General features: G+C 66.2%; 28 protein-coding genes. 17 read left to right on the forward strand and 11 right to left on the reverse strand.

The features are described from left to right. Positions 1-122: 122 nt before the first annotated feature. A complete protein-coding gene (locus tag OHB26_RS28145) occupies positions 123-812 on the forward strand; it encodes a class I SAM-dependent DNA methyltransferase (RefSeq protein WP_330180271.1) in 690 nt (229 codons plus the stop codon). On the opposite strand, the gene OHB26_RS28150 is transcribed toward OHB26_RS28145, so the two are convergent. After that, complete coding sequence (locus OHB26_RS28150; RefSeq protein WP_330180272.1) at positions 781-1383, reverse strand: TetR/AcrR family transcriptional regulator; 603 nt, start codon at positions 1381-1383, stop codon at positions 781-783. The genes OHB26_RS28145 and OHB26_RS28150 overlap by 32 nt on opposite strands. A gap of 47 nt (positions 1384-1430) precedes the next feature. On the opposite strand from OHB26_RS28150, the gene OHB26_RS28155 reads away from it, so the two are divergent. Continuing rightward, a complete protein-coding gene (locus OHB26_RS28155; protein WP_330180273.1) occupies positions 1431-2273 on the forward strand; it encodes a phytanoyl-CoA dioxygenase family protein in 843 nt (280 codons plus the stop codon). An 88-nt stretch (positions 2274-2361) separates the two neighbouring features. Here the strand turns inward: OHB26_RS28155 and OHB26_RS28160 are convergent, their stop codons facing one another. Then, positions 2362-2952: a TetR/AcrR family transcriptional regulator gene (locus OHB26_RS28160; RefSeq protein ID WP_330180274.1), complete on the reverse strand. Its 591-nt coding sequence runs from the start codon at positions 2950-2952 to the stop codon at positions 2362-2364. 85 nt (positions 2953-3037) lie between these two features. Between OHB26_RS28160 and OHB26_RS28165 the strand changes: the two genes are divergently transcribed. The 3 genes from OHB26_RS28165 to OHB26_RS28175 all read left to right on the forward strand — a co-directional run bounded on the left by OHB26_RS28165 (position 3038) and on the right by OHB26_RS28175 (position 5795). Next, entirely contained in the window at positions 3038-4045 is a 1008-nt protein-coding gene (locus OHB26_RS28165; RefSeq protein WP_330180275.1) for a GlxA family transcriptional regulator, read from the forward strand. Positions 4046-4140: 95 nt separating this feature from the next. Beyond that, positions 4141-5100, forward strand: a complete 960-nt coding sequence (locus OHB26_RS28170; RefSeq protein ID WP_330180276.1) for an alpha/beta hydrolase — start codon at positions 4141-4143, stop codon at positions 5098-5100. Continuing rightward, a complete protein-coding gene (locus OHB26_RS28175) occupies positions 5097-5795 on the forward strand; it encodes an alpha/beta hydrolase (protein ID WP_330180277.1) in 699 nt (232 codons plus the stop codon). Before OHB26_RS28170 ends, OHB26_RS28175 begins: the two co-directional genes overlap by 4 nt. Positions 5796-5841: 46 nt before the next feature. Here the strand turns inward: OHB26_RS28175 and OHB26_RS28180 are convergent, their stop codons facing one another. Continuing rightward, positions 5842-7023, reverse strand: coding sequence for a PucR family transcriptional regulator (locus OHB26_RS28180; RefSeq protein ID WP_330180278.1), 1182 nt, complete (start codon positions 7021-7023; stop codon positions 5842-5844). Between the two features lie 134 nt (positions 7024-7157). Between OHB26_RS28180 and OHB26_RS28185 the strand changes: the two genes are divergently transcribed. After that, a complete protein-coding gene (locus OHB26_RS28185) occupies positions 7158-8015 on the forward strand; it encodes an alpha/beta hydrolase (RefSeq protein WP_330180279.1) in 858 nt (285 codons plus the stop codon). 87 nt (positions 8016-8102) lie between these two features. Next, positions 8103-8393, forward strand: a complete 291-nt coding sequence (locus tag OHB26_RS28190; protein WP_330180280.1) for a hypothetical protein — start codon at positions 8103-8105, stop codon at positions 8391-8393. On the opposite strand, the gene OHB26_RS28195 is transcribed toward OHB26_RS28190, so the two are convergent. Further along, complete coding sequence (locus OHB26_RS28195) at positions 8353-8613, reverse strand: GlsB/YeaQ/YmgE family stress response membrane protein (protein WP_330180281.1); 261 nt, start codon at positions 8611-8613, stop codon at positions 8353-8355. The genes OHB26_RS28190 and OHB26_RS28195 overlap by 41 nt on opposite strands. Positions 8614-8891: 278 nt before the next feature. Between OHB26_RS28195 and OHB26_RS28200 the strand changes: the two genes are divergently transcribed. Further along, the gene (locus tag OHB26_RS28200; RefSeq protein ID WP_330180282.1) at positions 8892-9386 is read left to right on the forward strand and encodes a carboxymuconolactone decarboxylase family protein; all 495 of its coding nucleotides are present in this window, start codon (positions 8892-8894) and stop codon (positions 9384-9386) included. Positions 9387-9552: 166 nt separating this feature from the next. Continuing rightward, positions 9553-10764: a TMEM143 family protein gene (locus tag OHB26_RS28205; RefSeq protein ID WP_330180283.1), complete on the forward strand. Its 1212-nt coding sequence runs from the start codon at positions 9553-9555 to the stop codon at positions 10762-10764. 4 nt (positions 10765-10768) lie between these two features. Here the strand turns inward: OHB26_RS28205 and OHB26_RS28210 are convergent, their stop codons facing one another. Beyond that, positions 10769-11203, reverse strand: coding sequence for a hypothetical protein (locus OHB26_RS28210; RefSeq protein WP_330180284.1), 435 nt, complete (start codon positions 11201-11203; stop codon positions 10769-10771). A gap of 134 nt (positions 11204-11337) precedes the next feature. Here OHB26_RS28210 and OHB26_RS28215 point away from each other — a divergent pair, with 134 nt between their 5' ends. Beyond that, positions 11338-11781: a TIGR03618 family F420-dependent PPOX class oxidoreductase gene (locus OHB26_RS28215; protein ID WP_330180285.1), complete on the forward strand. Its 444-nt coding sequence runs from the start codon at positions 11338-11340 to the stop codon at positions 11779-11781. A 7-nt stretch (positions 11782-11788) separates the two neighbouring features. On the opposite strand, the gene OHB26_RS28220 is transcribed toward OHB26_RS28215, so the two are convergent. Continuing rightward, on the reverse strand, positions 11789-12154 hold the full coding sequence (locus tag OHB26_RS28220) for a hypothetical protein (RefSeq protein ID WP_330180286.1): 366 nt from the start codon (positions 12152-12154) through the stop codon (positions 11789-11791). A gap of 162 nt (positions 12155-12316) precedes the next feature. Here OHB26_RS28220 and OHB26_RS28225 point away from each other — a divergent pair, with 162 nt between their 5' ends. Beyond that, positions 12317-13324: an LLM class flavin-dependent oxidoreductase gene (locus OHB26_RS28225; protein ID WP_330180287.1), complete on the forward strand. Its 1008-nt coding sequence runs from the start codon at positions 12317-12319 to the stop codon at positions 13322-13324. Positions 13325-13328: 4 nt separating this feature from the next. Here OHB26_RS28225 and OHB26_RS28230 read toward each other — a convergent pair whose 3' ends face one another. Both OHB26_RS28230 and OHB26_RS28235 read right to left on the reverse strand, forming a co-directional pair. Beyond that, positions 13329-14153 (reverse strand): dienelactone hydrolase family protein, encoded by an 825-nt coding sequence (locus OHB26_RS28230; protein WP_330180288.1) that lies wholly within the window; start codon positions 14151-14153, stop codon positions 13329-13331. Continuing rightward, on the reverse strand, positions 14150-14767 hold the full coding sequence (locus tag OHB26_RS28235; RefSeq protein ID WP_330180289.1) for a TetR/AcrR family transcriptional regulator: 618 nt from the start codon (positions 14765-14767) through the stop codon (positions 14150-14152). Before OHB26_RS28235 ends, OHB26_RS28230 begins: the two co-directional genes overlap by 4 nt. A gap of 128 nt (positions 14768-14895) precedes the next feature. On the opposite strand from OHB26_RS28235, the gene OHB26_RS28240 reads away from it, so the two are divergent. Beyond that, positions 14896-15918 carry a DUF3089 domain-containing protein gene (locus OHB26_RS28240; protein WP_330180290.1) on the forward strand — a complete coding sequence of 341 codons (1023 nt, stop codon included), beginning with the start codon at positions 14896-14898 and terminating at the stop codon, positions 15916-15918. A 114-nt stretch (positions 15919-16032) separates the two neighbouring features. Continuing rightward, positions 16033-16437 carry a tautomerase family protein gene (locus OHB26_RS28245; RefSeq protein WP_330180291.1) on the forward strand — a complete coding sequence of 135 codons (405 nt, stop codon included), beginning with the start codon at positions 16033-16035 and terminating at the stop codon, positions 16435-16437. A 55-nt stretch (positions 16438-16492) separates the two neighbouring features. Here OHB26_RS28245 and OHB26_RS28250 read toward each other — a convergent pair whose 3' ends face one another. Continuing rightward, positions 16493-17173: a TetR/AcrR family transcriptional regulator C-terminal domain-containing protein gene (locus OHB26_RS28250; RefSeq protein WP_330180292.1), complete on the reverse strand. Its 681-nt coding sequence runs from the start codon at positions 17171-17173 to the stop codon at positions 16493-16495. 80 nt (positions 17174-17253) lie between these two features. Between OHB26_RS28250 and OHB26_RS28255 the strand changes: the two genes are divergently transcribed. Together OHB26_RS28255 and OHB26_RS28260 are read left to right on the forward strand one after the other, a co-directional pair. Beyond that, complete coding sequence (locus tag OHB26_RS28255; RefSeq protein ID WP_330180293.1) at positions 17254-17817, forward strand: ester cyclase; 564 nt, start codon at positions 17254-17256, stop codon at positions 17815-17817. Continuing rightward, positions 17814-18605 carry an MBL fold metallo-hydrolase gene (locus tag OHB26_RS28260; protein ID WP_330180294.1) on the forward strand — a complete coding sequence of 264 codons (792 nt, stop codon included), beginning with the start codon at positions 17814-17816 and terminating at the stop codon, positions 18603-18605. The genes OHB26_RS28255 and OHB26_RS28260 overlap by 4 nt, the downstream gene beginning before the upstream one ends. Here OHB26_RS28260 and OHB26_RS28265 read toward each other — a convergent pair. Continuing rightward, entirely contained in the window at positions 18593-19933 is a 1341-nt protein-coding gene (locus tag OHB26_RS28265; protein ID WP_330180295.1) for a M1 family metallopeptidase, read from the reverse strand. The two genes, OHB26_RS28260 and OHB26_RS28265, sit on opposite strands and share 13 nt — an antisense overlap. Beyond that, positions 19933-23820: a Pls/PosA family non-ribosomal peptide synthetase gene (locus tag OHB26_RS28270; protein ID WP_330180296.1), complete on the reverse strand. Its 3888-nt coding sequence runs from the start codon at positions 23818-23820 to the stop codon at positions 19933-19935. The genes OHB26_RS28265 and OHB26_RS28270 overlap by 1 nt, the downstream gene beginning before the upstream one ends. 167 nt (positions 23821-23987) lie before the next feature. Between OHB26_RS28270 and OHB26_RS28275 the strand changes: the two genes are divergently transcribed. After that, entirely contained in the window at positions 23988-24914 is a 927-nt protein-coding gene (locus OHB26_RS28275; protein WP_330180297.1) for a cyclase family protein, read from the forward strand. Positions 24915-25277: 363 nt separating this feature from the next. After that, positions 25278-26144 (forward strand): MinD/ParA family ATP-binding protein, encoded by an 867-nt coding sequence (locus OHB26_RS28280; protein WP_330180298.1) that lies wholly within the window; start codon positions 25278-25280, stop codon positions 26142-26144. Positions 26145-26148 lie beyond the last annotated feature (4 nt).

The following is a 26148-nucleotide window of genomic DNA, read 5'->3' on the forward strand; positions in this document are numbered from 1 at the left end:
CCCGTTTTGGTCGAGTTGAAACAAACCCCAGGTTAGGCGCTATCGCCGCGCTTCACCGGGTTTCGGCGCGGCCAGCCGAAAATACTTGGCCCGATACGGCTTCGGCGCGGAATACTGCCGCTATGCCGACCTTCGCCGATTTCGACCGCCGCAACTACCGAACCGTCGATGTGGCCACCGGATACGACGGCTGGGCCCCGACCTACGAGCAGACCGTCATGGACGAGATGGATTACGCGCTACTCGAGCGCGTTCGGGTGCGCTGGCACGGGCGCGCCGCCGATCTGGGCTGCGGCACCGGCCGCACCGGCGGTTGGTTGCGCGCGCACGGTCTCACCCATATCGACGGGGTCGACCTCAGCGCCGGAATGCTCGAACGCGCCCGGGCTCGCGGCGCGCACACCACCCTGACCCAGGCCGATGTCCGTGATACCGGATTGCCAAGCGGCGCATACGATGTGGTGATCTCCTCGCTGATCGACGAGCACCTGCCGGAGCTGGCCCCGTTCTATACCGAGGCGGGCCGATTGGCCGCCCGCGGTGCGACATTCGTCCTGGTGGCCTATCACCCACAGTTCATGATGGTGACGGGTATGCCCACGCATTACACGCCCGAATTCGGTGAGCCACTTGCGATCAGTACGCACCTGCACCTGTTCGGTGAACATATCACGGCCGGTATCGCGGCCGGATGGCGGCTGACCGAGGTCACCGAGGCGCTGGTGGATGACGAGTGGCTGACACGCAAGCCGAAATGGGCGGAGCTGCGCGGCCATCCATTCACCATGGCGCTGGTGTGGCAGCTGGACTGACGCCGACCGCGGCGGCGATGAATCGCCAAAGCCCCGCTGTCGCTTGATCGATGGAGGGGCGGGGGTGGCGGCGGAGTTGTTCGGCCATGCCGTGCCGGAGCGCGCCCATGACACATGCGCCGGCGAGGTCCGGATCGATGCTCGCATCCAGTTCGCCCGATTCCTGGCCGGAGCGGATATTGCGGCCCGCGGATTCGATAATGCGCTCGAGGGTGGCGGCTTCCACCTCGGCGACCTCCGGTTCGGTGCTGATGCGGCCGAGCAACAGCTCCGACAGCGGATCGGCGAGGTGATAGGCCACGAAATTGCGGGTACGCGCGCGTTCGCGGGCCGCCCAGCCGTGTTCGCCCGCGATGGTCTCATCGGCGATGGCGGCGACCAGCCCGGCGTGGAACTCCTCGTAAATCGCCACCAGCAGACCGGCTTTGGAGCCGAAGTGGTGGTAGAGCGCACCGGTGCTCAGCCCGGATCGCCGTTTGAGTGCGTTGAGATCGACCACGCCATTGGTCGCGACCAGCTCCGCGCGAGCGGCATCGAGTAGTTGTTGACGACCGTGGGGAGCCCGTGCCATGCTCCGAAGCATAACAGAATTCAGTTATGTTAAATCGGAGGTGCGCCATGAGCGCTGAAGTCTCATCCGTGACCGATCTCGCCGGTGACCTGGCCGGAACCTATCGCCGGACCGAAAGCAGCGGGAGCACGGTGGATTCGGCACTGGTCGACGCCGACCTGGCCGCACTGTTGCGGGACGGCTACGTGATCCTCCCTGATCTGATTACGGCGCACGAGCTGCAAGCGATTCGAGACGACACCGATCCGCTGCTGAATCTCAAGGGCCGCAACAATTTCGAGGGCCATGCCACCCAGCGCATCTACAGTGTGCTGAACAAGACCCGCAGCTGCGACCGCCTGGCCGCCCATCCGCGGGTACTGGCCCTGCTCGACCGTCTCCTCATGCCCAACTACCTGCTCTCCATGCTGCAGGTCATCAATATCCTGCCCGGCGAATCCGCCCAGATGCTGCACACCGATGACGGCTTCTACCCGCTGCCGCGCCCCCGTCGAGCGCTCAGCGCCGCAACCATCTGGGCCATCGACGATTTCACCGAAACCAACGGCGCGACCGAAATCGTCCCCGGCAGCCAGGACTGGGGTGATGAACTCCCGCAGGGAGATTCGGGCCGCCGCCCGGTAATCATGTCCGCCGGCTCCTGCGTCTTCTTCCTCGGCACCCTCTGGCACGGCGGTGGCCCCAACCGCTCCACCGCCGCCCGCCTGGCCGTCACCGCCCAGTACTGCGAACCCTGGCTGCGCCCACAGGAAGCCTTCACCCTCTCCACCCCGCACGATATAGCCCGCACGGTCGACGAGGACATCCGCCGCATGCTCGGCTACAGCATCCACCCACCCTTCATCGGGCAGGTGGACGGTATGCACCCCAAACGCCTTCTCGCCGAGTGACCGACTAGCTCTCCCCGTTCTCATCCCGTATCCATGGGCGAATCCGAAACGCCCGCCCCGGAATTCAACACTCGGAGCGGGACGGCGGTTACCGGTCCGCCCAGGCGGGCAGGCTGGCGCAGGTGACTTCCGCGGTTGCGGCGAGGCGGGCGGGCGGGGTGTTCAGGCGGCTGAGTTGGATGAGGCCCTGGGATACCAGGACGATGTTCGCGCTGAGGGCGGACAGCTCGGCTTCGGTGAGGTCCCGTGCTGCGGGGCGCAGGCGGGTGGCTACCGCGGATTCCATGGCGGCCGTGGTGCGGGCCGCGGTGGTCGCGACCTCGGGGATGCGGGTGGCGAGGTGGGCGACGCTGTTGATCATGAGGCAGCCGCGGCGGTGGGGTTGGGCGGCGCAGTCGTCGACAACGGCTTTCAGGAGGGTGCGGACGGCGGTGCGGGCCGTGCCGGGGGCGGATTCGATGGTGGTGCGCACGAATTGGGCTCTGGCCTCGCAGTAGCGATCGAACGCGGCGAGGAACAGGCCCTTCTTATTGCCGTATGCCGCGTAGATGCTGCCGTTGCCGACGCCGGTGGCGACGGAGACGTCCTCCACCGAGGTGTTGTCGTATCCGTTGGACCAGAACAGCTCTGTCGCGGCAGCGAGGAGGTTCGATTCGTCGAACCGTCGTGCGCGTCCCATTCGCTCAACCTACCAATGCCGCTGCGGAGTTGCTGTGTGTCACACCACTTGATTCTGGAGCCGTGCCTCCAGAATAATGGTGGACGTGTCCTCCAATAAAGCGGTCAAGGTGCGTCGGCGAATCGGGATACTGGTCTTCGACGGCGTGAAGATGCTCGACTTCGTCGGTCCCGCGGAGGTTTTCGTGGAGGCCAACCAATCGGTGGACGCCTATGAGGTGGTGCTGGTCTCGGCGGACGGGCGAGATGTGCAGACCTCGATCGGTGCGAGCGTGGTGGTCGCGGGTGCCGCCGCCGAGGCCGGGCCGTTCGATACGGTGGTGATTCCGGGCAGTGAGCTACCTCCGGCCAAATTCGTGACACCCGAGTTGCTCGAGGCGGTGCGGCGGCTCGCGGCCGATTCCCGGCGACTGGCCTCCATCTGCAGCGGCACCTTCGCACTCGCCGAACTCGGAATGCTCGACGGTCGCCGTGCCACCACGCATTGGAAGTTCACCCGCGACCTGGCCGCGCGGTATCCGAAGATTCGGGTGGATCCGGATGCCATCTTCGTGCGCGATGGAACCACCTACAGTTCGGCGGGTGTCGCGGCCGGGGTGGATCTCGCGCTGGCGCTCGTGGAGGAGGATCACGGCGCGGATAACGCTCGCGCGGTGGCGCAATCGCTGGTCGTGTACATGCAGCGCGCGGGCGGTCAGTCGCAGTTCTCGGCTTCACTGCACGGTGCCGCGCCACGCAGTCCGCTGGTGCGCGCGGTCGCCGACCTGATCTGCGCCGATCCGGCCCATCCGCATACGGTGCGATCACTCGCCGCATACGCGCGGGTGAGCGTGCGGCATCTGACCCGCCTGTTCCGCGCCGAACTGGAGAACTCACCCGCCGAGTACGTGGCCTTCATCCGCTTCGGCCTGGCGCGGGACAAACTGCACGCGGGCTACAGCGTCACCGAGGCGGCCATGGCCGCCGGATATGGCAGCAGTGAGGCCATGCGCCGCGCATTCGTTGCGCGACTGGGCATTTCGCCCCGGAAGTATCAGCAGCGCTTCCGATCCACGGGCGTGGACTACGGGCCGCCCACCCTCGCGGTGTCCTGATCGGGGGGAATTACGGCCCGCAGCGAGGGGCGCGGGCGGTGGCCCGCCGAGCAGACTGGATTGGCTATCCGATCGATGTAGGGAAAGGAATCTCGATGACCGGAAACCCGCTCGGAATCTCGCTCGAACCCGCGGCACAGGAGTTCGTGGACGCCACCTCGCAGCCGCCGTTCCTCTATCAGCTCAGCCCCGAAGAAGGCCGCAAAGCCGTTGACGGCGTGCAGGATTCCCCCATCTTCAAGCCGGAGATCGACGAGGAGTGGATCACCGTGCCGGGCGGACCCACCGGATCGGTGCGGGTGCGCATCGTGAAGCCGGTCGGCAGCACCGGAGCACTGCCGGTGATCATCTACACGCACGGCGCGGGCTGGGTCTTCGGCGACGCGCACACCCATGACCGCCTGGTCCGCGATCTCGCGGTCGGCACCGGCGCGGCCGTGGTGTTCCCGGAGTACGACCGCTCACCCGAGGTGCGCTACCCGGTCGCCAACGAGCAGTCCTATCGAGTTGCCCAGTGGGTCAACGGCAATGGCGCGGACAAGGGTCTGGACCCCACCCGCATCGCGATCGCCGGGGACTCCGTCGGCGGCAATATGGCCATCGCACTCACCCTGATGGCCAAGGAGCGCGGCGATGTCAGCTTCCGGCAGCAGGTGCTGTTCTACCCGGTGACCGACGCCAACTTCGATACTCCGTCCTATCTGGAGTTCGCCGAGGGCTACTTCCTGACCCGAGAGGGCATGAAGTGGTTCTGGGATCAGTACACCACCGATGTTGAGGACCGCGCCCAGATCACCGCCTCACCGCTGCGAGCCACCATCGCACAGCTCGCCGGACTCCCACCCGCCCTGGTCATCACGGGTCAGGCCGATGTGCTGCGCGATGAGGGCGAGGCGTACGCGGGCAAGCTGCGCGCGGCGGGAGTACCGGTGACCCAGGTGCGGTACGGCGCGATCATCCACGACTTCGTGATGGTGAACTCCATGCATGACACCCATGCCGCCAAAGCCGCTGTCGCGCAGGCTGTCGCGGTGCTCAAGGAGGCGCTGGCATGACCGTCGTACTCGTACACGGCGCGTTCGCCGACTCGTCCAGCTGGAACGGCGTGGTGGATCGGTTGCAGGCGCAGGGGCAGACCGTGATCGCCGCGGCCAACCCGCTGCGGAGCCTGACCGGTGACGCCGCGTACATCGCCTCGGTGCTCAGCGGGATCGAAGGTCCGATCGTGCTGGTCGGACATTCGTACGGCGGCAGCGTCATCACCGTTGCCGCCGAGGGCAATTCGAATGTCCAGGCGCTGGTGTACATCGCCGCGTTCATTCCCGAGATCGGCGAGAGCGCCCTGGAGTTGAGTGGTAAATTCCCCGGCTCGACGCTGGGACCCACCACCCGGCCCGGATCGTATCCACTTGCCGATGGCAGCGCGGGCACCGAGCTCTACATCCAGCAGGAGCTGTTCCACAAGCAGTTCGCCGCCGATGTCCCGGCCGATGCCGCCCGCCGGATGGCGGCGACTCAGCGACCGGTAGCCGTCGCGGCCCTCGCGGAAGCGGCCACCGCGGCCGCCTGGAAGAGCATTCCGTCCTACGCGCTGCTGGCCACCGAGGACTACAACATTCCGATCGAGGCGCACCGTTTCATGGCCGATCGGGCCGGTGCGACCACCGTCGAGGTGGCCGCCTCGCATGCGGTTGCCGTCGCACAGCCGCAAGCCGTCGCGGATCTGATTCTCCAGGCGACCCAGCGCTGAGCGTTATGGTGAACGGCCGCACGATATTTCGTGCGGCCGTCCGGGATCAGTCCAGGAGCGAGTGCGCTTGCAGGGCGGTGCCGAGTTCGGTGACCGCCGCCGGATCGGTGAGGGTGCGGGCGGTCAGCTCTTCGATTCGGCGCAGACGGTAGCGGACGGTATTGGGGTGCAGGTACAGACGGCGACCGGTCTCGGCGGCCGAACCGTTTGCGGCGTACCAGGTCCGGAGGGTTTCGAGCAGCCGGTTCCGTTCCTCGTAGGGGAGCTCCAGGATCGGACCCAGTTGGACGTGGACCATGCGGGCGGCCTCGACGGGGGCGGCGGCGATCAGCATGGCCAGGGGATTGTCGTCGAAACGTGCTACGCCCGTGGCGCGTCCGCGCAGACCGGTCAAGGCCAGACGGGCGAAGTGCAGGGCCTGCGGGGTCTCCGGCAGAGATTCATAGGGTGGGCTGATACCTACCCGGGTGCGGTGTTTGCGGAGGGTTCTGAGTACCGCTGGTTCGCGGTCGGTGGGTACCGCCAGGACGCCGATCTGCTGATCGGGGAGTAGCCGCCAGGCGGAGGTGATCCGCAGGGCGCGCAGCCCGGATTCGATGCCGGGCAGGGCTTCTCGGCCCGGGGCGGGGACATCGGCGGCGGCTACCAGGTATCTGCCGGTCGCGGGGAGGCCCAGGATGCGGGTCGTCTCACCCAGTGTGCTCGGATCGGCGATCACGCCGGTGAAGAGGGCCTCGACCAGGACCGAGCGTTCGTGTTCGCGTTGCAGTAGGAGTTCGGAGGACATCTCGCGGTAGGCGTTCGCCACCGCGACCGCGTATTCCCCGGAGAGTGCCCACACCTCCGCGGCCACCGCCACGAGCATCGCATCGGTGACATCGGGATGCCCGCGGGCCTCGGAAACCAGTTCGGACCAGAGGAATTCGAATCCGATGCGGAAGGCGTGCAGGGTCTCGGCCAGCGGCACACCCTGCTGAGCGCGCAGGCGGCCGGTTTCCTTCGGAGGTTCGGGATCGACCGGATTCGCCGAGGTGAAGTGGCGGATCATCAGGGTCAGGTTGCGGGTGCACGAGGTGCGGATGGAGTCGAACGGGACCTGGGCGGCATTGCGGTACGACTCCAGTTCTCGTTGGAATCGATGCGCGAGCGCGAGCCCGAGATCATCGATTCGCCCGAGTAGGGCGTCGGCCACCTCGATGATCGCTTCGGGTGGGGTCGTACGCGGCATCCGACCAGCGTACAGCTGGTGTATTTGTCCCGGAGAACAACCGGCGACCTGCGATGTTGTCGGCGCACCCATGGGAATCCTGCCGCTCCGATGCGACGATCGTCGGCGACCCGACCGAGTTCCAGGAGTCGCCCGTGTTCACCTTCACCAGTAGCGATGGCGTGGATATCCATGTGCGCGAATGGTTGCCGACCGGCGAACCGGTCGGCATGGTCCAAATCGCGCACGGGATGGGGGAGTACGCCGCGCGCTACGGACACCTCGCCGAGCGGCTCACCGAGCACGGCTACGCGGTGTACGCCAATGATCATCGCGGGCACGGGCACAGCATGTCCGCGACACCCGGTGACCTCGGTGTGAACGGCTGGAATCTGCTGGTCCAGGACCTGGTCATCCTCACCGGGCTGCTACGCGAGAGGCATCCCGGGATCCCGCTCGTGTTGTTCGGCCACAGCCTCGGATCATTCGCCGTCCAGCAGTACATTCTGGACGATTCCGCGCTGGTCGACGATGTGGTCTTGTGCGGCAGCACAGCGGTGGACGGGCTCTTCGACAATATCGCCGCCGCGAACGGTGATCTTCTCGGTCTGTTCAATGCGGGGTTCCAGCCCACCCGCACGCCCTCGGACTGGCTCAGCCGCGATGAAGCGCAGGTGGATGCCTATATCGCGCATCCCTGGTGCGGTTTCGAGATCGATGCCGCCAATATGGGTCTGCTGGCAGAGGTTGCCGCACAACGACTTTCGAAGCCGACGACGGTACCGACCGATCTGCCGCTTTATCTCATGGTCGGTGATCGCGATCCGCTCAATGATGGTCTGCGCCTGAGTGATCTGCTGGTTGAGCGCTACCGTACCGCCGGGCTGACCGACCTCACCTATCGCGTATATCCGGGCGCACGGCATGAAATTCTGAATGAAATCAATCGCGAGGAAGTCGAATCCGATCTTGTCGCATGGATTACTCGGGGCGACACTTCGACGACACGCTGATCGGCGCGAACTGTCCCGTTTGGGGCGAGTGTGGTCGGGCATCCCGGAGGGGTTGGGGAGAACGACCAGCCGAAGGAGAACCCCTCGATGAGTCACCATGCAGGCTTTCGCGAGACCACCGGGACGCCCACCGGAGAGTCCATTCTCGATACCGTCAACGGCCCCGGGCTCGCGCTGCTGTTCTTCGGAATTCTCGTCCTCGGATCAACCCTCACCGCCACCGGTACCGGTTTCGACGGCTGGTCGTTGATCGGCGTCCTGGCCAGTGTGTTATGCCTGGTCACAGGCGCGGCGGTGGTGCGTATCGAGCATCACCGCGCGCGCGAGGACCATTCGATCAGCGCCGGGCGAAACGCCCGACGAGGAACAGCAGGATAACCGCGCCACCCAGGCAGGTGAAGAAGCTGAACCACAAGCCACCGCCATTGACATCCACGCCGAGAACTTTGAGCAGGAATCCGCCCAGCAAACCACCGACAACACCGACCACGATATTCAGCACAATGCCCTGCTGAGCATCGGTCTTCATCAATTTGCTGGCAATCCACCCGGCGAGACCACCGATAATGATCCAGCCGAGAATCCCTAGACCGAGCATGAGGTGTTCTCCTGTCTGACGGCGGACACCCGAACAATGGACGATTCACGTCGTTGGAACGGATGATCTATTCTCAATAGTAACCGTCCAGCAACCGGCACGGCCGAATATCGCGACGGAATGGCGCGGTCCTGACAGCCGGATTACTTCCACCTGAATGCTTTGGCGTCGACGGTCCGCACCGTGGCGCGTTCAGTGCCCGGATCGTGCTCCGCGGCGTCGTTGAATCGACTGTAAGCACCACGGAAATCGGAAGTTCCACTGGAAAGGCTGTTGTCATGATCAAGACCGTCGAGGACGCCCCGCTGCTGGACGAGGTGCGCAAGCGCATGGGTCGCGTGCCGAATATGACCAAGGTGATGGCCAACGCGCCCGCAGTCCTGGAGGGCTACCTGGGCCTGTCGGGTGCGTTGAAGCGCGGCGCACTACCCGGCCCGACCTCCGAGCGCATCGCGCTGGCGGTCGGCGCGGCCAATGACTGCGGGTACTGCGTTGCGGCGCATACCTTCACCGGCAAGCGGGTCGCAGAGCTCTCCGATGCCGAAATCGAGGCCGCCAAGGCCGGCGCCTCCGACGATGCCAAGGAGGCCGCGGCCGTCGGCTTCGCACGTGAGCTGACCGAGAGCCGCGGCAAGGCCGACCCGAGCGCCGCGCTCGCCGCCGGATGGACCGAGGAGCAGCTGCTCGAGATCGTCGCGCTGGTCGCACTGCAGACCCTGACCAACTACGTCAACAAGGTCGCCGAGACCGAGAACGACTGGCCCGCAGTCTGATCGTCCTACGGTCCTGACGGGTGGCGACCTCGGAGCAGTCGAGGTTGCCACCCGACGGTGGGAACGGTCGGCCTGATCGCTATCGGAAGGCATTCCCCTCCAGGGGTTTCCGGTATGGCCCCCTAAGGTGATCTCCGACGGGCCCGCCCGCCGATAGGAGCTGCCGATGGAGACCGAACACTTTCTGCCGTTTCGTAAGAGCGCGGTGACAGCGCTGTGCGCGGCGGAGTTGCCCGAGAGCGAGCGAGCGTCGTTTCTGGAGTTCGCGCGGATGCTGGCCGCACTGGTGCACCACCGGTATCACGGGCGCGGGGATGCGGTGCTGGATGCGTATCAGCTGGTCGACCCCGCGGAGGATGAGCGCACGATTCGGGCTGCGACACAGCGGGATCGGGCGAACGCTCGGCGGGTTGTCGAGCAAGAGCTCATCGCATTGGCCGAGGACGCGGACTTCACGCGGATCGACGCCGCCGAGATGCGGCACGCCTTCGCCGAACACTCGCTGGTGAAGGTGCGGCTCGAGGTGGACGACGAGAATATCGATACGGCGATGTTCTTCCGGCGCGGGGTGTCCCAGCGCACGGAGGAAGTGAAGTGGCTGTACGGATTACGACGGCGCACGATCGAATTCACCAGCTACTCGAAGGTTCTGGTGTACGTCGCCTTCACCGGGCACAACGACGAGAATGCCGCTCATCCCAATGGCGGTGTCCTGCTCAAGCTCTTCCAGAACGTGCCGAGAAACGACCTCGAGATGCTGTACCCCAGCGTTCACGTGCGCATGCGGGCATTGGACAAACTCCTGATCGGCGTCCCCGCCGTGGTCTCCGGAATCGTCGTCCTGGTCACCAAACTCGTTGCCTCGCTGGGCGTTCTGGTGCTCCTGCTGGCATTCTGGCTCGGCCTGCGCGACGAATCGGTGACCCTGGATCAGACCGCCCTGGTGAGCCTCGGCGCGGGCCTGGCCGCCTTCGGCGGCTACCTGGTACGCCAGTTCTCCAAATTCAAGAACCGCAAGATCCAGCTGATGAAGACGCTCTCCGAACACCTGTACTTCCGCAATCTGGACAATGACGCCGGAGTCTTCCACCACCTGCTGGACGCCGCGGAGGAGTCGGAGGTGAAACAAACCCTGCTTACCTACCACTTCCTCCGCGGCGCCACCGGCCCCCTCACCACCGCCGAACTCGATCAGCGCATCGAATCCTGGTTCCGGACCCGCTGGCAGACCACCTTCGACTTCGAAGCCGGTGCTGGCCTGCACGCCCTGCGCGATTTGGACCTACTCATCGAGCCCGAGCCCGGGAAATGGACCGTGGCCGCACTTCCCGAAGCAAAACAGCGCCTGGATCGCCACTGGGACAATATCTTTCGCTGATTGCCTACGCGCCGGAACCGCTCGGGGCCGGCTGCGGGTCGTTATCCACCACCGCACTCTGATAGTCCACGCTCACCACCGGATTCGGCCGCGTCGGCCCCGGCTCGAACGTGGGCGGCTGCGTTTTCCATCCATCCGAATCCATGACCGGCGGCTGCTGCACCCAGTGTCCCGGCTCGGTGATCATCGGACACAGCGCCGATACCGGTATCTCCCGCCCGTGCGGTGCGAGATACCGCGTAATCGGAATCCGAACCCCGTTCGAACACAACACCGTAGCCTCGACTCGATACGTGTCATCGGTGTCGTTGTGGCAGGTGAACCCGGCGCACCCGACCCCCTCGGCCAAATCCTGTGCGGCGGCCGATGGCGCGAGTACCGCACCCGCGGCAGCGGCCAGACCGATCATCCCGAACCCGATCGTCAACGTATGACGCATAAGTGAATCACTCCATTCGAAAGACCCAACCCGCCTTCGAATGTACTTGCGCCCCAATTCGAATCAAGCGTGCCGAACCCCACACCGCACACCTGTAACGCCGGGCTCCGTGCCCGCGTGCGTACACTTCGTTCGTGAGCGAACTCGCGGATTTCGAACGGCTCATCGCCGGGGATCATGGGCTCTGTATTGCCTCCACGCTGCGGCCGGATGGCACGATTCAGTCGTCGGTCGTCAACGCGGGTGTGCTGAAGCACCCTGTGAGCGGCGAAAATGTGGTGGGCATGGTGGTTCGGGGTGGTACTCGCAAATTGGCGAATTTGCGGGCCGATCCGCGAATGACGGTTGTCGTTCGGGTCGGATGGCAGTGGGTCACCGTCGAGGGGTCGGTATGGATTGTCGGCCCGGACGATCCGGTCTCCGGTATCGACGGCGAACACCTGCGGGTGCTGCTGCGCGCGGTATTCACCGCGGCCGGTGGCACCCACGATGATTGGGACGAGTACGACCGGGTCATGGCGGAGGATCGGCGCGCGGTCGTACTCGTCATTCCGGATCGGGTCTACGGCAACGGCTGAGCGGTCGTCACATAATCAGCAGCGGTTGGGTTTCGGTTGCGGGGGAGAGGGATTCGACCGCCGCGGTCAATCGGATGCGGATATCGGCGAGGGTGCCCGCGAAGGTTCGGCGGCCTTCGGTGGCCTCGCGATCGGTGGTGGTTTCCCAGAGATTGAGCGCCAGCGCCCACTGTTCGAGTTGGGCGTTCGCCTCGATGGCGGGCATATCGGGGTGGAAGGTGCCGCAGAATTCGGACTCCGTACCGGAGAAATGGGCGCAACAATCCCACATCCAGGTCACCGGGGGCAGGGGTCGCCCGGCCGCCGCGGCGGCATAGGAGTTCACCGTCTGAGAGACGGTCTCGATCGCGGCCATCATCAGCGAGTCGGTCACAGCGGCAAGGGTCTCACCTGCGGGAACGGTTACGCCGGAAGCGGTGCGGGTGCGCGTGTCGGGGGCCGCGGGCATAACTTCGCCGAGAGATCGCTTGCAACAGGGAGTGGGTGTGGTCCGGCCGCGCCCCAGAATGTCTCCGAATCAGAAAGGCGGCCTCCGATGCCTGTCGCACTGTCCCTCCTCGACCTGGCGGTCATCGCGCCCGGTCAGACCGCGCGTGACAGTTTCGGCAATAGTGTGCGGCTGGCGCAGGCCGCCGAGCGCAGCGGTCACCGGCGGGTCTGGTACGCGGAGCACCACAATATGAAGTCGATCGCCTCGAGCGCGACCAGCGTGCTGATCGGATATGTGGCCACGCAGACCGAGAGCATTCGACTCGGTGCGGGCGGGATCATGCTGCCGAATCATTCGCCGCTGGTGATCGCCGAGCAGTTCGGCACGCTCGAATCGCTGTTCCCGGGGCGAATCGATCTCGGGTTGGGGCGTGCGCCCGGTAGCGATCAGGCGACCATGCGGGCACTGCGGCGCAATCCCGCCGCCGCGGACAGCTTCCCGCAGGATGTGCTGGAATTGCGGGGCTATCTCTCCGGGCATTCCCGGATTCCCGGGATCAATGCGGTACCGCGCGCGGAAGGCGTTGTGCCGCTGTACATTCTGGGATCCTCGCTCTTCGGGGCGCAGTTGGCGGCGCATCTCGGCCTGCCCTACGCTTTCGCCTCGCATTTCGCGCCCGATGCGCTGCATCAAGCCGTGGCGGCCTACCGCGAGGGGTTCCGCCCCTCCGAGCAGCTTGCCGAACCGTATGTGATGGCGGGCGCGAATGTCTTCGCCGCCGACGATCACGACGAGGCCCAAGCTCAGAAGCGGATCGCCTACCGCGCCCGCGCTCGTGCGATGATCCAGCGCGGTGCGGCCGACGCCAATTTCAGCGATGAGGAGATCGATCTGTTCCTCACCACGCCCAATGGCGCGCACCTGGCGAAGATGACCACCTACACCGCGGTAGGCACACCCGCCGAAGTTGTCGCGTACCTGGAGGATTTCGCCGCCGAGATCGGCGCGGACGAGCTCATCCTGGCCCATCACGCCACGAATATCGAGGACCGCGTCCGCTCGGTCGAGCTCACCGGCCGCACCATGGCGGCCCGCGAACCCGTCGGGAAGTAGTGAATCAAACGCCCGCGCTGAGCCGCTGCCGGAAGAAGGCGAGGATCTCATCGCGGGCGGCAATGGTCGGCTGGCCCGCCTCATCGATCAGATGCGCGGTGACCACACTGTGCGGGCCGGGCACATGCGTCGAGAAGAACGGTGCGGTATCGGGATTGGCGGCAGTATCGGGCAGTACCCGGCCGACGAATCGGTCACCGAGGGCCTGTTCATATGCCGCGAAACGCTGTGCGCGGCAGAACTTGTCGCCCGCGAAGCGGTAGGCGAGTACGGTCAGATCCTCGCGTTCGAGCCGAGTACGCACGGCCGCGAGCTCATCGGGTGCGATATGCATTCCGGCCGGATCGTTCATCGGCAGTGTCGGTTGTGACAGCACCGGTGCGAGCATGGCGGGCTCCAGCATCATGGTGAGCGCGAAATTCCCGGTGAAACACATGCCGATCGCCCCGACGCCCGGCCCGCCGCACTCCTGGTGCGCAAACCTGGCCAGTGCGCGCAGCCAGATGGTGACCGGACTCGATTCGTCGGCCGCGAATGCGCGGAATTCGGCACTGACACAGGCTCTCTGGAAAACCTTCGCACCTTCCTCGGCACTGGCCACCACACCGTCGCGACCGAAGAGCGACGGCATGTAGACGGTGAATCCGGCATCACGAACCCAGCGGGCGAAGCGCGCGACATGCGGGCTGATGCCGGGCATCTCCGTCATGACGATGACTGCCGGTCCGGATCCGGCGACGTACACGCGCTTGGTCACCTCGTCGAGGGTGATCTCACGAATAACGAAGTCCGCCAGCGGATCATCGGCGGACATGTCCTGTTCGGTCATAGATCGGAACTCCTGGTTTCGTGCGCGAACGCGGTGAGCATCGGTAAGAGCAAGCGCGACAATGTCTCTCGCTGGCGATCGGCGGGCCAGGAATCGGGTTCGAGTACGGCGCGGCAGCCGACGCCGTCGATGGCGGCGAGCACCGCATCCGCGCGGGCGTGCAGGTCCGTACGCGTCACCGTCGGACCGCCGATCGTGGCGATCCGATAGGCGATGCGCTCGATAATGGCGCTGTAGTAGCGCTGGTGCACCGCGCGCAGGCGCGCATCGTTCATGGCGCGCGCCCAGAAGGACAGCCATACCCGCCATTCGCCCAAGCCCTCATCGTTCAGCGGCAGGTAGACCGCGAAGATGTCGATGCATTCGGCGATGTCACCGGGGGTGGTAGGCAGGGCCACCGGGCTCTCCAGCACCCGCCGCACGACCTCCTCGAATGCGGCCTCGAGCACCGCGTCCTTACCGTCGAAATAGTGCGTGACCGCGCCCGTGGTGACATTGGCGGCCGCCGCCACATCGCGCAGTCGAGTCCCCTCGATCCCGGCGGAGCCGATCACCGTTATCGCAGCGGATGCGATGGTCCGGCGCTGCGCCACCGCATCGACCTGTTTTGGCATAACGGTGATTATGTATCGATGGCGTCCGCTTGCCAAGTCCGGGTCGTCATCGATCCGATAGGCTCGCCGCAGTGGCGAGGCGGTCTATCGCATCCGGCCGGTTCCGCCACGGTGACAAGGAGATTCGCGTGACCGTTCGATTCCCCGCCGTCGCGGCGCTGCTCGGCGGTACGGTGCTCGCGCTGATCGCGGCCTTCGCGGTGGCAGCCCCGGCCTCGGCCGAATCCGCCACCACCTGGCTGTGCCGTCCCGGTCAGGCCGGTGATCCGTGCGGCGGGCGTTCGGATGCGCCGATCGACTGCTTCTACGTGTATCCGACCGCCTCGCTACAGCAGGCCACGAATACGAACTTCGACGCCTCGGCGGAGTTGCGGGCGGTGGCCAGGACCCAGGCGGGACTGTTCGGTGCGCAGTGCAATGTGTGGGCTCCGGTGTATCGGCAGGTGACACTGCGGGCACTGTTCCATCCGCCCGCCGAAGGCGTCTCCGCGGCAAGGGATCTCGCCTATCAGGATGTCGAGAACGCGTGGAACGACTACCTGGCCGAGCACAATGACGGTCGCGGGGTGGTGCTCATCGGTCATTCGCAGGGCACCCGGATGCTGCGGTCGCTGATCCGCGATCGGATCGACGGGAAACCGGTTCAGTCGCAATTGGTTTCGGCACTGCTCATCGGCGGCGATGTGCTGGTGCGCAAGGGTGCGACGGTCGGCGGTGACTTCGCCTCGGTACCCGCCTGCACCGATGCCGAACAGGTCGGCTGTGTCGTCGCCTATTCGTCGTTCACCCGCACACCCCCGTCGAACACCCGTTTCGGCCGTTCGCCGCAGACGCCCGACATCTCCGATGTGCGCGGCACCCTGCCGTACGGTCCCGGCTACGAGGTCCTGTGCACGAACCCGGCCTCGCTGCGGGACAACGTCGATGCCCCGATCCACGCGATTGTCGAAGGCCGTGAGATCGACGGCCTCGAAGCCCACTGCACCGGCGGCGACGATCCGCATGTACTCCAGGTCGGCGGCGCGGGCGCGGGGCTGCTGCCCGTGCTGCCGGACCAGACCTGGGGCACGCACCTGCTGGATGTCAATCTCGCACAGCGGGATCTGCTGAACCTGGTCGCCGGTGAGAGCGCGGCGTACCTGCGCCGTTGACCCTCGCCGTGCTGGCGCACGAAGTCCGGCACCTGTCGCGATCTGTCCCCTGGGTGGCCTCCGAACCTGCCATAGATTCGGAGGTCAACCCCATGGGAGCAGGAGCTGAGCCGAATGCCGTTCGTACGCATAACCATCGCCGACCCGGATATCGCACCGGACACCCAGGCCGCCCTCGCGGCGGATATCACCGGTCTGCTGGAGAAGGACCTGTTCAAGGAGCCCGAGGTCACCGTCGTGCACCTCAATCTCGTACCCGCGGACCGCTGGTTCGTCGGGGCGACCCGCCCGGCACAGGCCACCGGTGCGCACCTCGAGGTCAGTATCACCCTGGGCACCAACACCTCTCAGGAGAAGGCGGCGTTCATCGAGCACGCCTACGACGTGCTCAACACCCATCTGGGCACGCTGCCGGGCGCGGCATACGTCGCCCTCTATGAACTCGACGGCGAAGGCTATGGATACAACGGCGTGACGCAGCTGGCCCGGCGTCGGATGGATCCGACGGAGAAGGACTGACCGGCAAGCCGTTCCGTGCGATGGAACACGAGCGCCCGTTCGCGGGGTCGGGCGTTCAGGCTCCGTACGAGGTGACGATCCGCACGATCAGGTCGAGAGTGTACTCGAATTCCTGATCGCGGTCGAAATGAGCCAGATACGGCGCGGCCGGGACGAGGGTTGGGAGGCCCGAGTCCTGGAGCGCGCGTTGACGTTCGGCGATTTCCGCCGGATCGGCGGTACCGAAGGTCGGTCCGGCGGAGACCTCGCGGAGCAGCGTTCCCACGAGGGTGGCCAGCAGGGTTCTGAGCAGATGGACCGCTTGCTCCGGGGCGATTCCGGCGCGGTGCAGCAGGGCGAGAATCGCTTCGGTCGGAGTGAGGCCCACCGGTGAGGAGAGCTGGCGGGTCAGCACCAGCATCGCGGCCTCGGGATGGGCGAGAGTGACGCGCCGGAACTCATGGGCCAGCGCCCGCAGATCGCCGTCGAGCGAATCGGTCGGCGCGGGGATGTGGAGTTGGCCCAGGATATGTTCGGCGACCGCATCGAGCAGGTCGTCCTTGCCCTCGATGTGGTGATAGAGGCTCTTGGCATCGACGCCGAGCATCCGGCTGACCGATCGCATACTCACCGCCGCGATGCCCTCGGTATCGATCACGGAGAGCGCCGCCCGCTGGATCGCCGCGCGCGAGAGCTGAGCCTCGGTCTTGGGTGGTCGTCCCCGTCGGGGCCGCGCCGGAGTGGCCGCATCGGTCATGGGTTCACCATTGCATATTTCCACGGCGTGGGTTTAATCTGACGTGTATTCCCACGCCGTGGGATTACAGGAGATTCGCAATGACCGACCGCTTCGCCATACCGCCCGTTGCGGTGCTTCGGGCCCGTGAGCAGCTAGTTCTCGATCACTTTCACGATGAGGTGCGCCAGGACTGGGACGATGTCCTCGCGACTTTCCCGCACCCGCACTACGAGATCATTCCGACCCTGACCATTCATGACGGTGACACCGCGGTGCGCGACTACTACCACGACACCCGCATCGCCTTCCCGGATCAGGATCACGAGATCATCGCCCTGCGACACAGCGCCGATGCCGTGATTGTCGAATTCTGGCTGCTGGGTACGCATTTGGGGCCACTCGGCGGCATTCCGCCCACGGGCTCGAAGCATCGCACCCGCATGACGGCGTATTTCGTCTTCGACGAGAACGAGAAGCTGACCGCCGAGCGCATCTACTTCGACACGCTCACCATGCTGAAGCAGCTCATCGGCGGCCTGAAGCTGCGCGATCCGCGCACCTGGCCCCTGGTGATTCGTGCCTTACGCGGTCTGCTCGCCATGTCGAGCGACCCCAGCCCCGCGCTTGTCGACACAGCGCCCGCGGACCTGTCGGCTCGATGAAGGTCCACCATCTCAACTGCGGCACAATGCATCCGCCCGCCACACCCGGCGGACTGGTCTGCCATGTCCTACTCGTCGAGACCGATCACGGTCTGGCACTCATCGATTCGGGTCTCGGCCTGCGCGATGCCGAACAGCCGATACGACGCTTCGGCCTGGCGCGCTGCTATGTGCGGCCCGTCTTCGATCCCGCTGAAGCCGCGATCAACCAGATCCGGCAGCTCGGCTTCGATCCGTGCGATGTCCGGCATATCGTGCTCACCCACTTCGACGCCGACCACACCGGCGGCCTCGCCGACTTTCCCTGGGCGCGAGTACATCTCACCGATGCCGAAGCGCTGGCCGCGCAGCACCCGGGAAACCTGGTCGAATGGCAGCGCTATCCCCGGGCGCACCGCGAACACGGTCCCGACCTCGTCGAATACGCGCCCACCGGTGAATCGTGGCGCGGCTTCCCGAGCGCTCGGGAGCTCACCGAGATCGCCCCCGGCATCGTGCTCATCAACCTGCCCGGCCACTCACGCGGTCACGCCGCCATCGCCGTCGATGCCGGATCGCGGTGGATCCTGCACGCCGGAGATTCCTTCTACCACCACGGCCAACTCGACGGCAGCCGAACCGCCCCGCTCGCCCTGACGGCGATGGAGCGTCTCGTCGCCGCCGACCGGAGCCGGGTCCGGGCCAATCACGAACGGCTGACCCGGCTTTGGTCAGCCGCCGAGCCGGACCTGCTCCTGGTGAACTCGCACGACCCGCACTTGTTCGAACGGGCGAATCAACCGGTGTGACTCGGCGGTGCGAGCTGGGGGAGGGGTAGGCTGTAGAGCCAGCCATCCCACAGCCCGCGCAGTGAAGTATCGCTGTAATGCCCTGCCAGGTCGGTGAATTCGTCGGTGGTGACCGAGGCGTGCCTATAGCGCGTGGTCCACTCGCGCAGCAGGTTGAAGAACTTCGGGTCGCCCAAGTGCAGGCGCAGTGCGTGCAGGGTGATCGCGCCGCGCTTGTAGACGCGGTCATCGAACATGCGGGCCGGGCCGGGATCGCCGATGAGGATGTCCTGGGAGTTCCGCGAGAGCATGTGGTGCGCTGCCCGGGCCAGTTGGTCGGCGCTCTGCTCGCCGGCGGCCTCGGACCAGATCCACTCCGCGTAACAGGCGAATCCCTCGTGCAGCCAGATATCGCGCCACTGTCGCAGGGTGAGGCTGTTACCGAACCATTGGTGTGCGAGCTCGTGTGCGACAAGGCGTTCCGAGCCGCGCCGCCCGTCGCAGTGATTCGCGCCGAAGATCGAGATGCCCTGCGCCTCGATGGGGATCTCCAGCTCGTCATCGGTGATGACGACCGTGTACCCCTCGAACGGATAGGGCCCGAACTTCTCGGTGAAGACCTCCATCATTCGCGGTTGCCGCGCGAAATCGTGCTCGAAGGCCGCGCGCAGCCGCAGGGGCAGTACGGCCTGCATGGGCACCGCACCGCGGGGCGCCTCCAGGCGATGCTTGCGATACGGCCCGATCTGGATGGTGGCCAGATAGGTGGCCATCGGCTCGGGCTGCTCGTACACCCAGGTGGTCTGGCTGGCCTTGGTCTGCTTACGCATGAGCGTGCCATTGGCCAGCGCGTAGTACGGGGTGTCGGTGGTGATCGAAATGCGGTAGGAGGCTTTGGAACTCGGGTGGTCGTCACAGGGATACCAGGAGGCCGCGCCATTGGGCTGGCTGGCCACGAGAGCGCCCTCGGTGAGCTCCTCCCAGCCGACCTCGCCCCACTGTCCACGCAGCGGTGTCGGCACCCCGTTGTACTGCACGACCACGGCGAGCACACCGCCCGCCGGGATCCGTTGTGCGGGAGTGATGATCAGCTTCCCGCGCTGATGGGTGTACTTCGAGGCCCGCGCGCCATTGACGAAAACCTTCGAAACCGTCAGCGACTGCGCCAGATCCAGCGCGTACCGATCCATCACCGATGTGGTCACCGCGGTGATCTCCGCGCGCCCGCTGAGCCGGTTGCTGGCTACCTTGTAGACCAACTCCAGCTCGTACCGCGACACCCGGTAGCCACGATTCCCGTTCTGCGGCAGGTAATCGTCGATCGGCTCCGCGTCGAACCCGGCCGGCATCACTGGCCCGCTCCGGACTGCGGCCACGGCGCGATGGGGTTGCCCCACCAGCGCGTGGACGGCGGCACGGTATCACCGCGCATGACCAGGGACGCGGGTCCGATGGTCGCGCCCGCGCCGATGCTCGCGGCGGGCAGGGCGACGCAGTGCGGTCCCAAAGTGGCTCCGGCACCGAGGGTTACGGTGTCCATGGCCATGATTCGATCATGGAACAGATGGGTCTGCACCACACAGCCGCGTTCCACGGTCGCGCCGTCACCGAGTGTCACCAGGTCAGCCTCCGGTAGCCAATAGGACTCGCACCATACCCCGCGGCCGATCTTGGCGCCGAGTCCACGCAGCCACAGATTCAGCACCGGCGTACCGGTCGCGGCGCGGGCGAACCACGGTGCGGCAACATGTTCCACGAAGGTGTCCGCGACCTCGTTGCGCCAGACGAACGAGGACCACAGCGGATGCTCCACCCGCCCGATCCGCCCGACCAGCAACCATTTGGCGATGACCGAGCAGGCCCCGGCCACGGCACCGGCGGCCAGCAGCACCAGCCCGCTGAGCAGTGCGGTGGCCAGATGCCCGAGGTGCTGGGCCAGCCATGCCAGGGTGAACAGCACGCCCAGGCCGATGGCGAAGGTCACCAGCACCGGGATCAAACGGCAGGTCTCGACAATGCCGCGCGCCACCCGCAGCCGCCAGGACGGATCGAAAGTGCGTGCGGTATCGGAGCTTCCGGCGGTGCGGCGCAGGCGTACGGGCGGACTTCCCAGCCAGGAAGAGCCCGCCTTGGCCTTGGACGGTGCGGCCGAGAGGACCGCGACCAGCCCGTTCTTGGGCACCCGGCGACCGGGCGCGGTCATACCCGAATTGCCGAGGAAGGCGCGCTTGCCGACCTTGGCCTCACCGATATGCAGCCAGCCGCCGCCGAGTTCATAACTGGCGATCATGGTGTCGTCGGCCAGGAACGCACCATCGGAGACCGTGGTGAACTTCGGCAGTAGCAGCACGGTGGAGGCTTCGACGTGTTTGCCGATCTTCGCACCGAGCAGGCGCAGCCAGACCGGGGTCAAAAGGCTTGCGTAGAGCGGGAACAGGAAGGTGCGGGCGGAGTCCAGCAGCCGTTCGGTGGCCCAGGTCTGCCAGCCGACGCGGCTGCGCACCGGGTGGTATCCGGCGGTGAGTCCGATGCTGAACAGTCGCACCGCGATAATCGTCACCGCGGCGTACACGCCGAGGCTGAGCAACGCGGCCACCGGCAGTATCGCGAACGCGCGCCCGAGTCCCGCTGTGAGGGTGGTGGTATCGCGAATCCACCAGGCGATCAACGCGCCACCGGTGGCGAGTCCGAGAATCGGCACCGCGGCCAGGGCCATGGAGGTGATGCCGAAGATGGCGATCCACTGGGGTGCGCGCGCGGGGGTGTGATCGGGCCAGCCGTGCTGTGCCTTACCGACCTTCACCGCCGGTGAACCGGCCCACGCCTGATCGGCCTTGACCCGGCCGGAGACCGCCGAACCCGGCGCGATCTCGGCGTTCTTACCGATCCTGGTGCCGGGCAGCAGAATCGAGCGCGCACCGATCACCGCGCCCGGGCCGATGCTGATCGGGCCGATGTGCACCAGATCGCCGTCGATCCAGTATCCGGACAGGTCGACCTCGGGTTCGACACTGCAGCCGTCGCCGAGTTCGAGCAAGCCGGTGACCGGCGGCAGGGTGTGCAGATCCACGCCCTTGCCGATGCGCGCGCCCAGGGCGCGCGCGAACGGCACCATCCACGGTGCGCCGGAGAGGTTCTCGGCCCCGCTGGCCTCGGACAGTCGTACGGCCGTCCACAGCCGCAGATGCACCGCACCGCCGCGCGGATGGGTTCCGGCCGCCACGGTGCTCAGCAGCAGCCGGGAACCCGCCACGCACAATGCCATTCGGCCGGGCGGGGAGATGAACAGCAGGAAGGCGATGAGCGCCCACCACCATGACAGGTGCGGCAGCCACGGCAGCGAATCGGTCCAGGACGCGATATTGCCGACAATCGCCAGCCAGGTCAGCCACTGCAATCCGGTCAGCGTGGTGAGCGGAATGGTGGCCAGTACCTGGAACAGCTGTGCGGGCAGGGGAACCGGGCGGACCACGCGCTCCTGTGCGGCGGCGACCGGCGCGGTGGCGTCCAGCAGGGCGGCCAGCGCGCCGAGTCGCGGCTGATCGTAGAGATCGGCGACGGTGATCTGCGGATGCCGTTCCCGCAATCCGGTCACCAACTGCGCGGCCGCGAGTGAGCCGCCGCCCAGATCGAAGAAGTCGGCGTTCGGATCGGTGACCTCCGCGCCCAGAATCGAATCCCACAGTCCGGCAACCCATTGCTCGGTCGGGGTGAGCCCGGGATCGACCTCGGCGACCTTGGGCAGCGGCCACGGCAGCGCATCCCGATCGACCTTGCCGGAGGTGCGGGTCGGCATATCGGTGACCACGGCCAGGCGCGGTACCAGCGGAGCCGGAAGTTGTTCGGCGAGAATGGCTCGCGCGGCCTTGAGGTCGTAGTCGTTGCCCGGTCCGGTGAGGTAGCCGACCAGAATCTTATTGCCCGCCTTGGTGGTTCGAATGGCGGCCGCGCCACCGGTGACTCCGGGCAGATGCTGGAGCGCGTTGTCGATCTCGCCGAGTTCGATTCGGCGGCCGCCCAGCTTGATCTGATCATCGGCGCGGCCCAGGAATACCAGGCCCTCGCTGTCATTGCGCACCAGATCACCACTGCGATAGGCGCGGTCCCAGCCGACGGACTCCAGGGGCGCGTACTTCTCCGCATCCTTGGCCGGGTCCAGATAGCGGGCCAGGCCGACGCCGCCGATGACGAGTTCACCGGATTCGCCCTCGGCGACCGGGTTTCCTGCGGAGTCGATGACGGTCAGATCCCAGCCGTCCAGGGGTAGCCCGATGCGCACCGGCCAGGAGCCGTTCAGCAGCGCCGCGCAGGCGACCACGGTGGCCTCGGTGGGGCCGTAGGTGTTCCACACCTCGCGATCGGTGGTCCCGGCGAGCTTCTCCGCCAGCTCCGGCGGCACCGCCTCGCCGCCGAAGATGAGCAGCCGGACCGCGTCCAGGGCCTCGGCGGGCCAGGTCGCCGCCAGCGTCGGCACGGTGGAGACAATGCTGATCTCACGGCGCACCAGCCACGGTCCCAGATCCGCGCCGGTGCGCACCAGCGCGCGCGGCGCGGGCACCAGGCACGCTCCGTGCCGCCAGGCCAGCCACATCTCCTCGCAGGAGGCGTCGAAGGCGACCGAGAGTCCGGCCAGTACGCGATCACCGGGGGCGATCGGCTCCTGCCGGAGGAACAGCCGGGCCTCGGCATCGACGAAGGCCGCGGCATTGCGATGGGTCACCGCAACGCCTTTCGGTGTTCCGGTGGAGCCGGAGGTGAAGATGATCCAGGCGTCATCGGCGGGCGTCGGGTGCGCGGTCGACTCGGTCCTGGATTCGGTTGTCACACCGGTGCTTCGGATGCCCTCGCCGGTGACGATGGCGCTCACCCTCGCCTCACCGAAGACCAGGCGCGCCCGCTCGTCGGGATCATCGGCGTCCACGGGCACATACGCGGCACCGGCGTGCAGCACCGCGAGGATGGTGATGTACAGCGCACCGGTCCCCGACGGCATGCGTACGCCGACCCGATCACCCGCGCGCACACCCGCCGCGGCCAGGCGGCCCACCTCGATATCGATTTCGCTCAGCAACTCCGAGTAGCTGAGCACCGCCGCACCGTCGTCGATGGCGGGTGCCTCGGGATGCGCCGCCGCGGTGGCGGCGAGAATATCGACCAGGGTTCGGGCCGATGGTGCCAGTGTGGCCCGTAGCAACGGGCTGGCGCCCACCGCCGTATCGACCTGGGACTGCTGCATCGCGTCGTGCCCACCTCTCATAGAACCGTTCGGCGCTCCGGCGTCTGTTGTTTCACACGAGGGTTACCAGCGGGCGAACTCCACGGTGACCAATTGTCCACGGTACTCGGCGAGTGGATTGTCTGGTGTGTGCGGTTCACCGGCGCGCGGTGGGTAAGTTTCCGGATATGGCTTTCCCATCCGAATTTCTCGACCTGGCCAAGCGCGTGAACAATTGGGGCCGTTGGGGTTCCGACGACGAGATCGGCACGCTCAACCTCATCACCGACAATGTGGTGCGCGCGGCCGCCGCCGTGGTTCGCAGCGGGCGGCGGGTGCCGCTGGCGGTGCCGCTGAGCCAGCAGGGCATTCAGACCGGCATGATTCGCGGCCGAGTCAACCCACTCCACAGCATGATCGCGGTCAACTGGGAGATGTTCGGCCCCGATACGGTCGCCACCAGTGATGATGTGGTCACCATGGGCCTGCAGGCCGGAACCCATTGGGACGCTTTGCCGCACGTCTCGCGCGCGGGGCGGATCTACAACAATCGCCCGGCCTCCGGGATCACCGCCCACGGCGGGGCATCCCGCAGCGGTATCGACAAGGCCCGGCATATCGTCTCGCGGGGCGTACTGCTGGATGTGGCCGCGGCGCTCGGCGTCGAGCGGCTGGCCCCGGATTACGCCGTCGGCCCGGAGGAGTTGGAGGCGGCCGAGGAATTCGGCCGGGTTCGGGTCCGCCCGGGCGATCTGGTCTTGATTCGTACCGGTCAGATACGCCTTTTCCTCGCGGGCGACCGGGAAGGCTATGCGGTGCCGTCGCCGGGTCTGTCGGTGCGCTGCCCGGAATGGTTTCATGCGCGTGATGTCGCGGCCGTGGCCAATGACACGCTGACCTTCGAGATCTTCCCGCCGGAGATCGAGAATGTCTGGCTCGCCGTGCATGCGTTACATCTGGTGGAGATGGGCATGCTGCAGGGGCAGAACTGGAACCTCGAGGAGCTCTCCGAGGTCTGCGCCCAGGAACGCCGCTATGAATTCCTGCTCTCGGCGACTCCGGAACCCTTCGTCGGTGCGACCGGAGCTCCGGTCGCACCCATCGCGATTCTGTGAGATGAATATCGCCCGCGCGTCTTATATGGCGCAGGGGCGATGTAGTTATCCGCATTCGGAGAATCGATGGATCGGCGGCGCATTCGAAGATAATTCCCGGTCAACCGATCACGATCGCCGCCGAATCGTCACGGCAACATGATCGGTGTACTATCGTTCCACCCTGAAAGGAGTTGTAGTACAACTCTTTTGAGCCTCGAGTATCGGCAAGGGGGGATGGCGCAGTAACCGAAGTTACTTCATCGAAGACGTGGTAGTGCAGGGGTGTCCGTCGGCACGGTGTGGGTGCCGAGCGGGACGTATTCGATCGGTTGCGCTGCCGCGTGTCCTACAGGCGATGCCGCTCGCACAAAGGAATTTCGAGTGTCTCTCAGTTTTCCCGATCATCCCGCCGCGCTGTCCTCCACCCCTACGGATCTGTCTGTGCTGCTACGTCCGGCCCCACCCGGCGCTCCCACCGATGTCGTGCGCCTGCGCAGCACCAATGGCTTTCTGCTCTGGGCCGATCTACCGCCGGTACTCGTACTCGGGAGCTCCGGCGGCGCGGGCACCACCACCACCGCGCTCGGCGTGGCCACGGCCGCCTCCTACAACTACCGCGAACATTCGCCGATCGTGGTGGATGCCACCGCGACCGGCGGGGATCTGGCCCGAAGGGGTTGCGACGCAATCGATCCCGCCGGAACCGTGCAGTCCTGGCTGAATATGAGTCATCGCGGGCTGGCCTCGGCGGTGCTGGACAGCTGTGGTGAGAACACCTCGAGCGTCGGCATTCTGCCGCGCGGCCCCGAGGCGCTACCCCGGCGCGAGAGCTACGCCTCGGTGCATCGCAGCCTCTGTGATGCCGGATGTCTGCCGGTCTACGACGGCGGATCGCCGGTGACCAATCGGATGGTCGCACCGCTGCTGGCGGATTCGCGCATCTCGCTGGTGATCACCCTGGCCGCCCGCGCCGACGCGGTGAACCGACTACGCCCGGCCCTGATCTGGCTGGACGACAATTACAGCGAGTACCACCTGGCCGAGGCGGTCATCGTCGTGACCAGGCAGAACCCCAGCGACGGTCCGGGCTACGCCAAACACGTTCGCACCTACCTGGGAAAGTTCGTCCGCGCCGTCACCGAGATTCCCTATGACGCGCATCTGGCCACCGGTGGCGCGGTCAGCTGGTCGAAGCTCGCACCGCCCACCCGCACGGCCTACCGGCAGATCGTGAACCTACTGCGCTGACTCG

This window comes from Nocardia sp. NBC_01503, from assembly GCF_036327755.1.
GTDB lineage: Bacteria > Actinomycetota > Actinomycetes > Mycobacteriales > Mycobacteriaceae > Nocardia.

Excerpts from the sequence above, each read along its gene's own strand:
- OHB26_RS28145 (WP_330180271.1), top strand. The coding sequence starts at position 123 with ATGCCGACCTTCGCCGATTTCGACCGCCGCAACTACCGAACCGTCGAT.
- OHB26_RS28150 (WP_330180272.1), bottom strand. The coding sequence starts at position 1,383 with ATGGCACGGGCTCCCCACGGTCGTCAACAACTACTCGATGCCGCTCGC.
- OHB26_RS28155 (WP_330180273.1), top strand. The coding sequence starts at position 1,431 with ATGAGCGCTGAAGTCTCATCCGTGACCGATCTCGCCGGTGACCTGGCC.
- OHB26_RS28160 (WP_330180274.1), bottom strand. The coding sequence starts at position 2,952 with ATGGGACGCGCACGACGGTTCGACGAATCGAACCTCCTCGCTGCCGCG.
- OHB26_RS28170 (WP_330180276.1), top strand. The coding sequence starts at position 4,141 with ATGACCGGAAACCCGCTCGGAATCTCGCTCGAACCCGCGGCACAGGAG.
- OHB26_RS28175 (WP_330180277.1), top strand. The coding sequence starts at position 5,097 with ATGACCGTCGTACTCGTACACGGCGCGTTCGCCGACTCGTCCAGCTGG.
- OHB26_RS28180 (WP_330180278.1), bottom strand. The coding sequence starts at position 7,023 with ATGCCGCGTACGACCCCACCCGAAGCGATCATCGAGGTGGCCGACGCC.
- OHB26_RS28190 (WP_330180280.1), top strand. The coding sequence starts at position 8,103 with ATGAGTCACCATGCAGGCTTTCGCGAGACCACCGGGACGCCCACCGGA.
- OHB26_RS28195 (WP_330180281.1), bottom strand. The coding sequence starts at position 8,613 with ATGCTCGGTCTAGGGATTCTCGGCTGGATCATTATCGGTGGTCTCGCC.
- OHB26_RS28200 (WP_330180282.1), top strand. The coding sequence starts at position 8,892 with ATGATCAAGACCGTCGAGGACGCCCCGCTGCTGGACGAGGTGCGCAAG.
- OHB26_RS28205 (WP_330180283.1), top strand. The coding sequence starts at position 9,553 with ATGGAGACCGAACACTTTCTGCCGTTTCGTAAGAGCGCGGTGACAGCG.
- OHB26_RS28210 (WP_330180284.1), bottom strand. The coding sequence starts at position 11,203 with ATGCGTCATACGTTGACGATCGGGTTCGGGATGATCGGTCTGGCCGCT.
- OHB26_RS28225 (WP_330180287.1), top strand. The coding sequence starts at position 12,317 with ATGCCTGTCGCACTGTCCCTCCTCGACCTGGCGGTCATCGCGCCCGGT.
- OHB26_RS28230 (WP_330180288.1), bottom strand. The coding sequence starts at position 14,153 with ATGACCGAACAGGACATGTCCGCCGATGATCCGCTGGCGGACTTCGTT.
- OHB26_RS28235 (WP_330180289.1), bottom strand. The coding sequence starts at position 14,767 with ATGCCAAAACAGGTCGATGCGGTGGCGCAGCGCCGGACCATCGCATCC.
- OHB26_RS28245 (WP_330180291.1), top strand. The coding sequence starts at position 16,033 with ATGCCGTTCGTACGCATAACCATCGCCGACCCGGATATCGCACCGGAC.
- OHB26_RS28250 (WP_330180292.1), bottom strand. The coding sequence starts at position 17,173 with ATGACCGATGCGGCCACTCCGGCGCGGCCCCGACGGGGACGACCACCC.
- OHB26_RS28255 (WP_330180293.1), top strand. The coding sequence starts at position 17,254 with ATGACCGACCGCTTCGCCATACCGCCCGTTGCGGTGCTTCGGGCCCGT.
- OHB26_RS28260 (WP_330180294.1), top strand. The coding sequence starts at position 17,814 with ATGAAGGTCCACCATCTCAACTGCGGCACAATGCATCCGCCCGCCACA.
- OHB26_RS28265 (WP_330180295.1), bottom strand. The coding sequence starts at position 19,933 with ATGCCGGCCGGGTTCGACGCGGAGCCGATCGACGATTACCTGCCGCAG.
- OHB26_RS28270 (WP_330180296.1), bottom strand. The coding sequence starts at position 23,820 with ATGCAGCAGTCCCAGGTCGATACGGCGGTGGGCGCCAGCCCGTTGCTA.
- OHB26_RS28275 (WP_330180297.1), top strand. The coding sequence starts at position 23,988 with ATGGCTTTCCCATCCGAATTTCTCGACCTGGCCAAGCGCGTGAACAAT.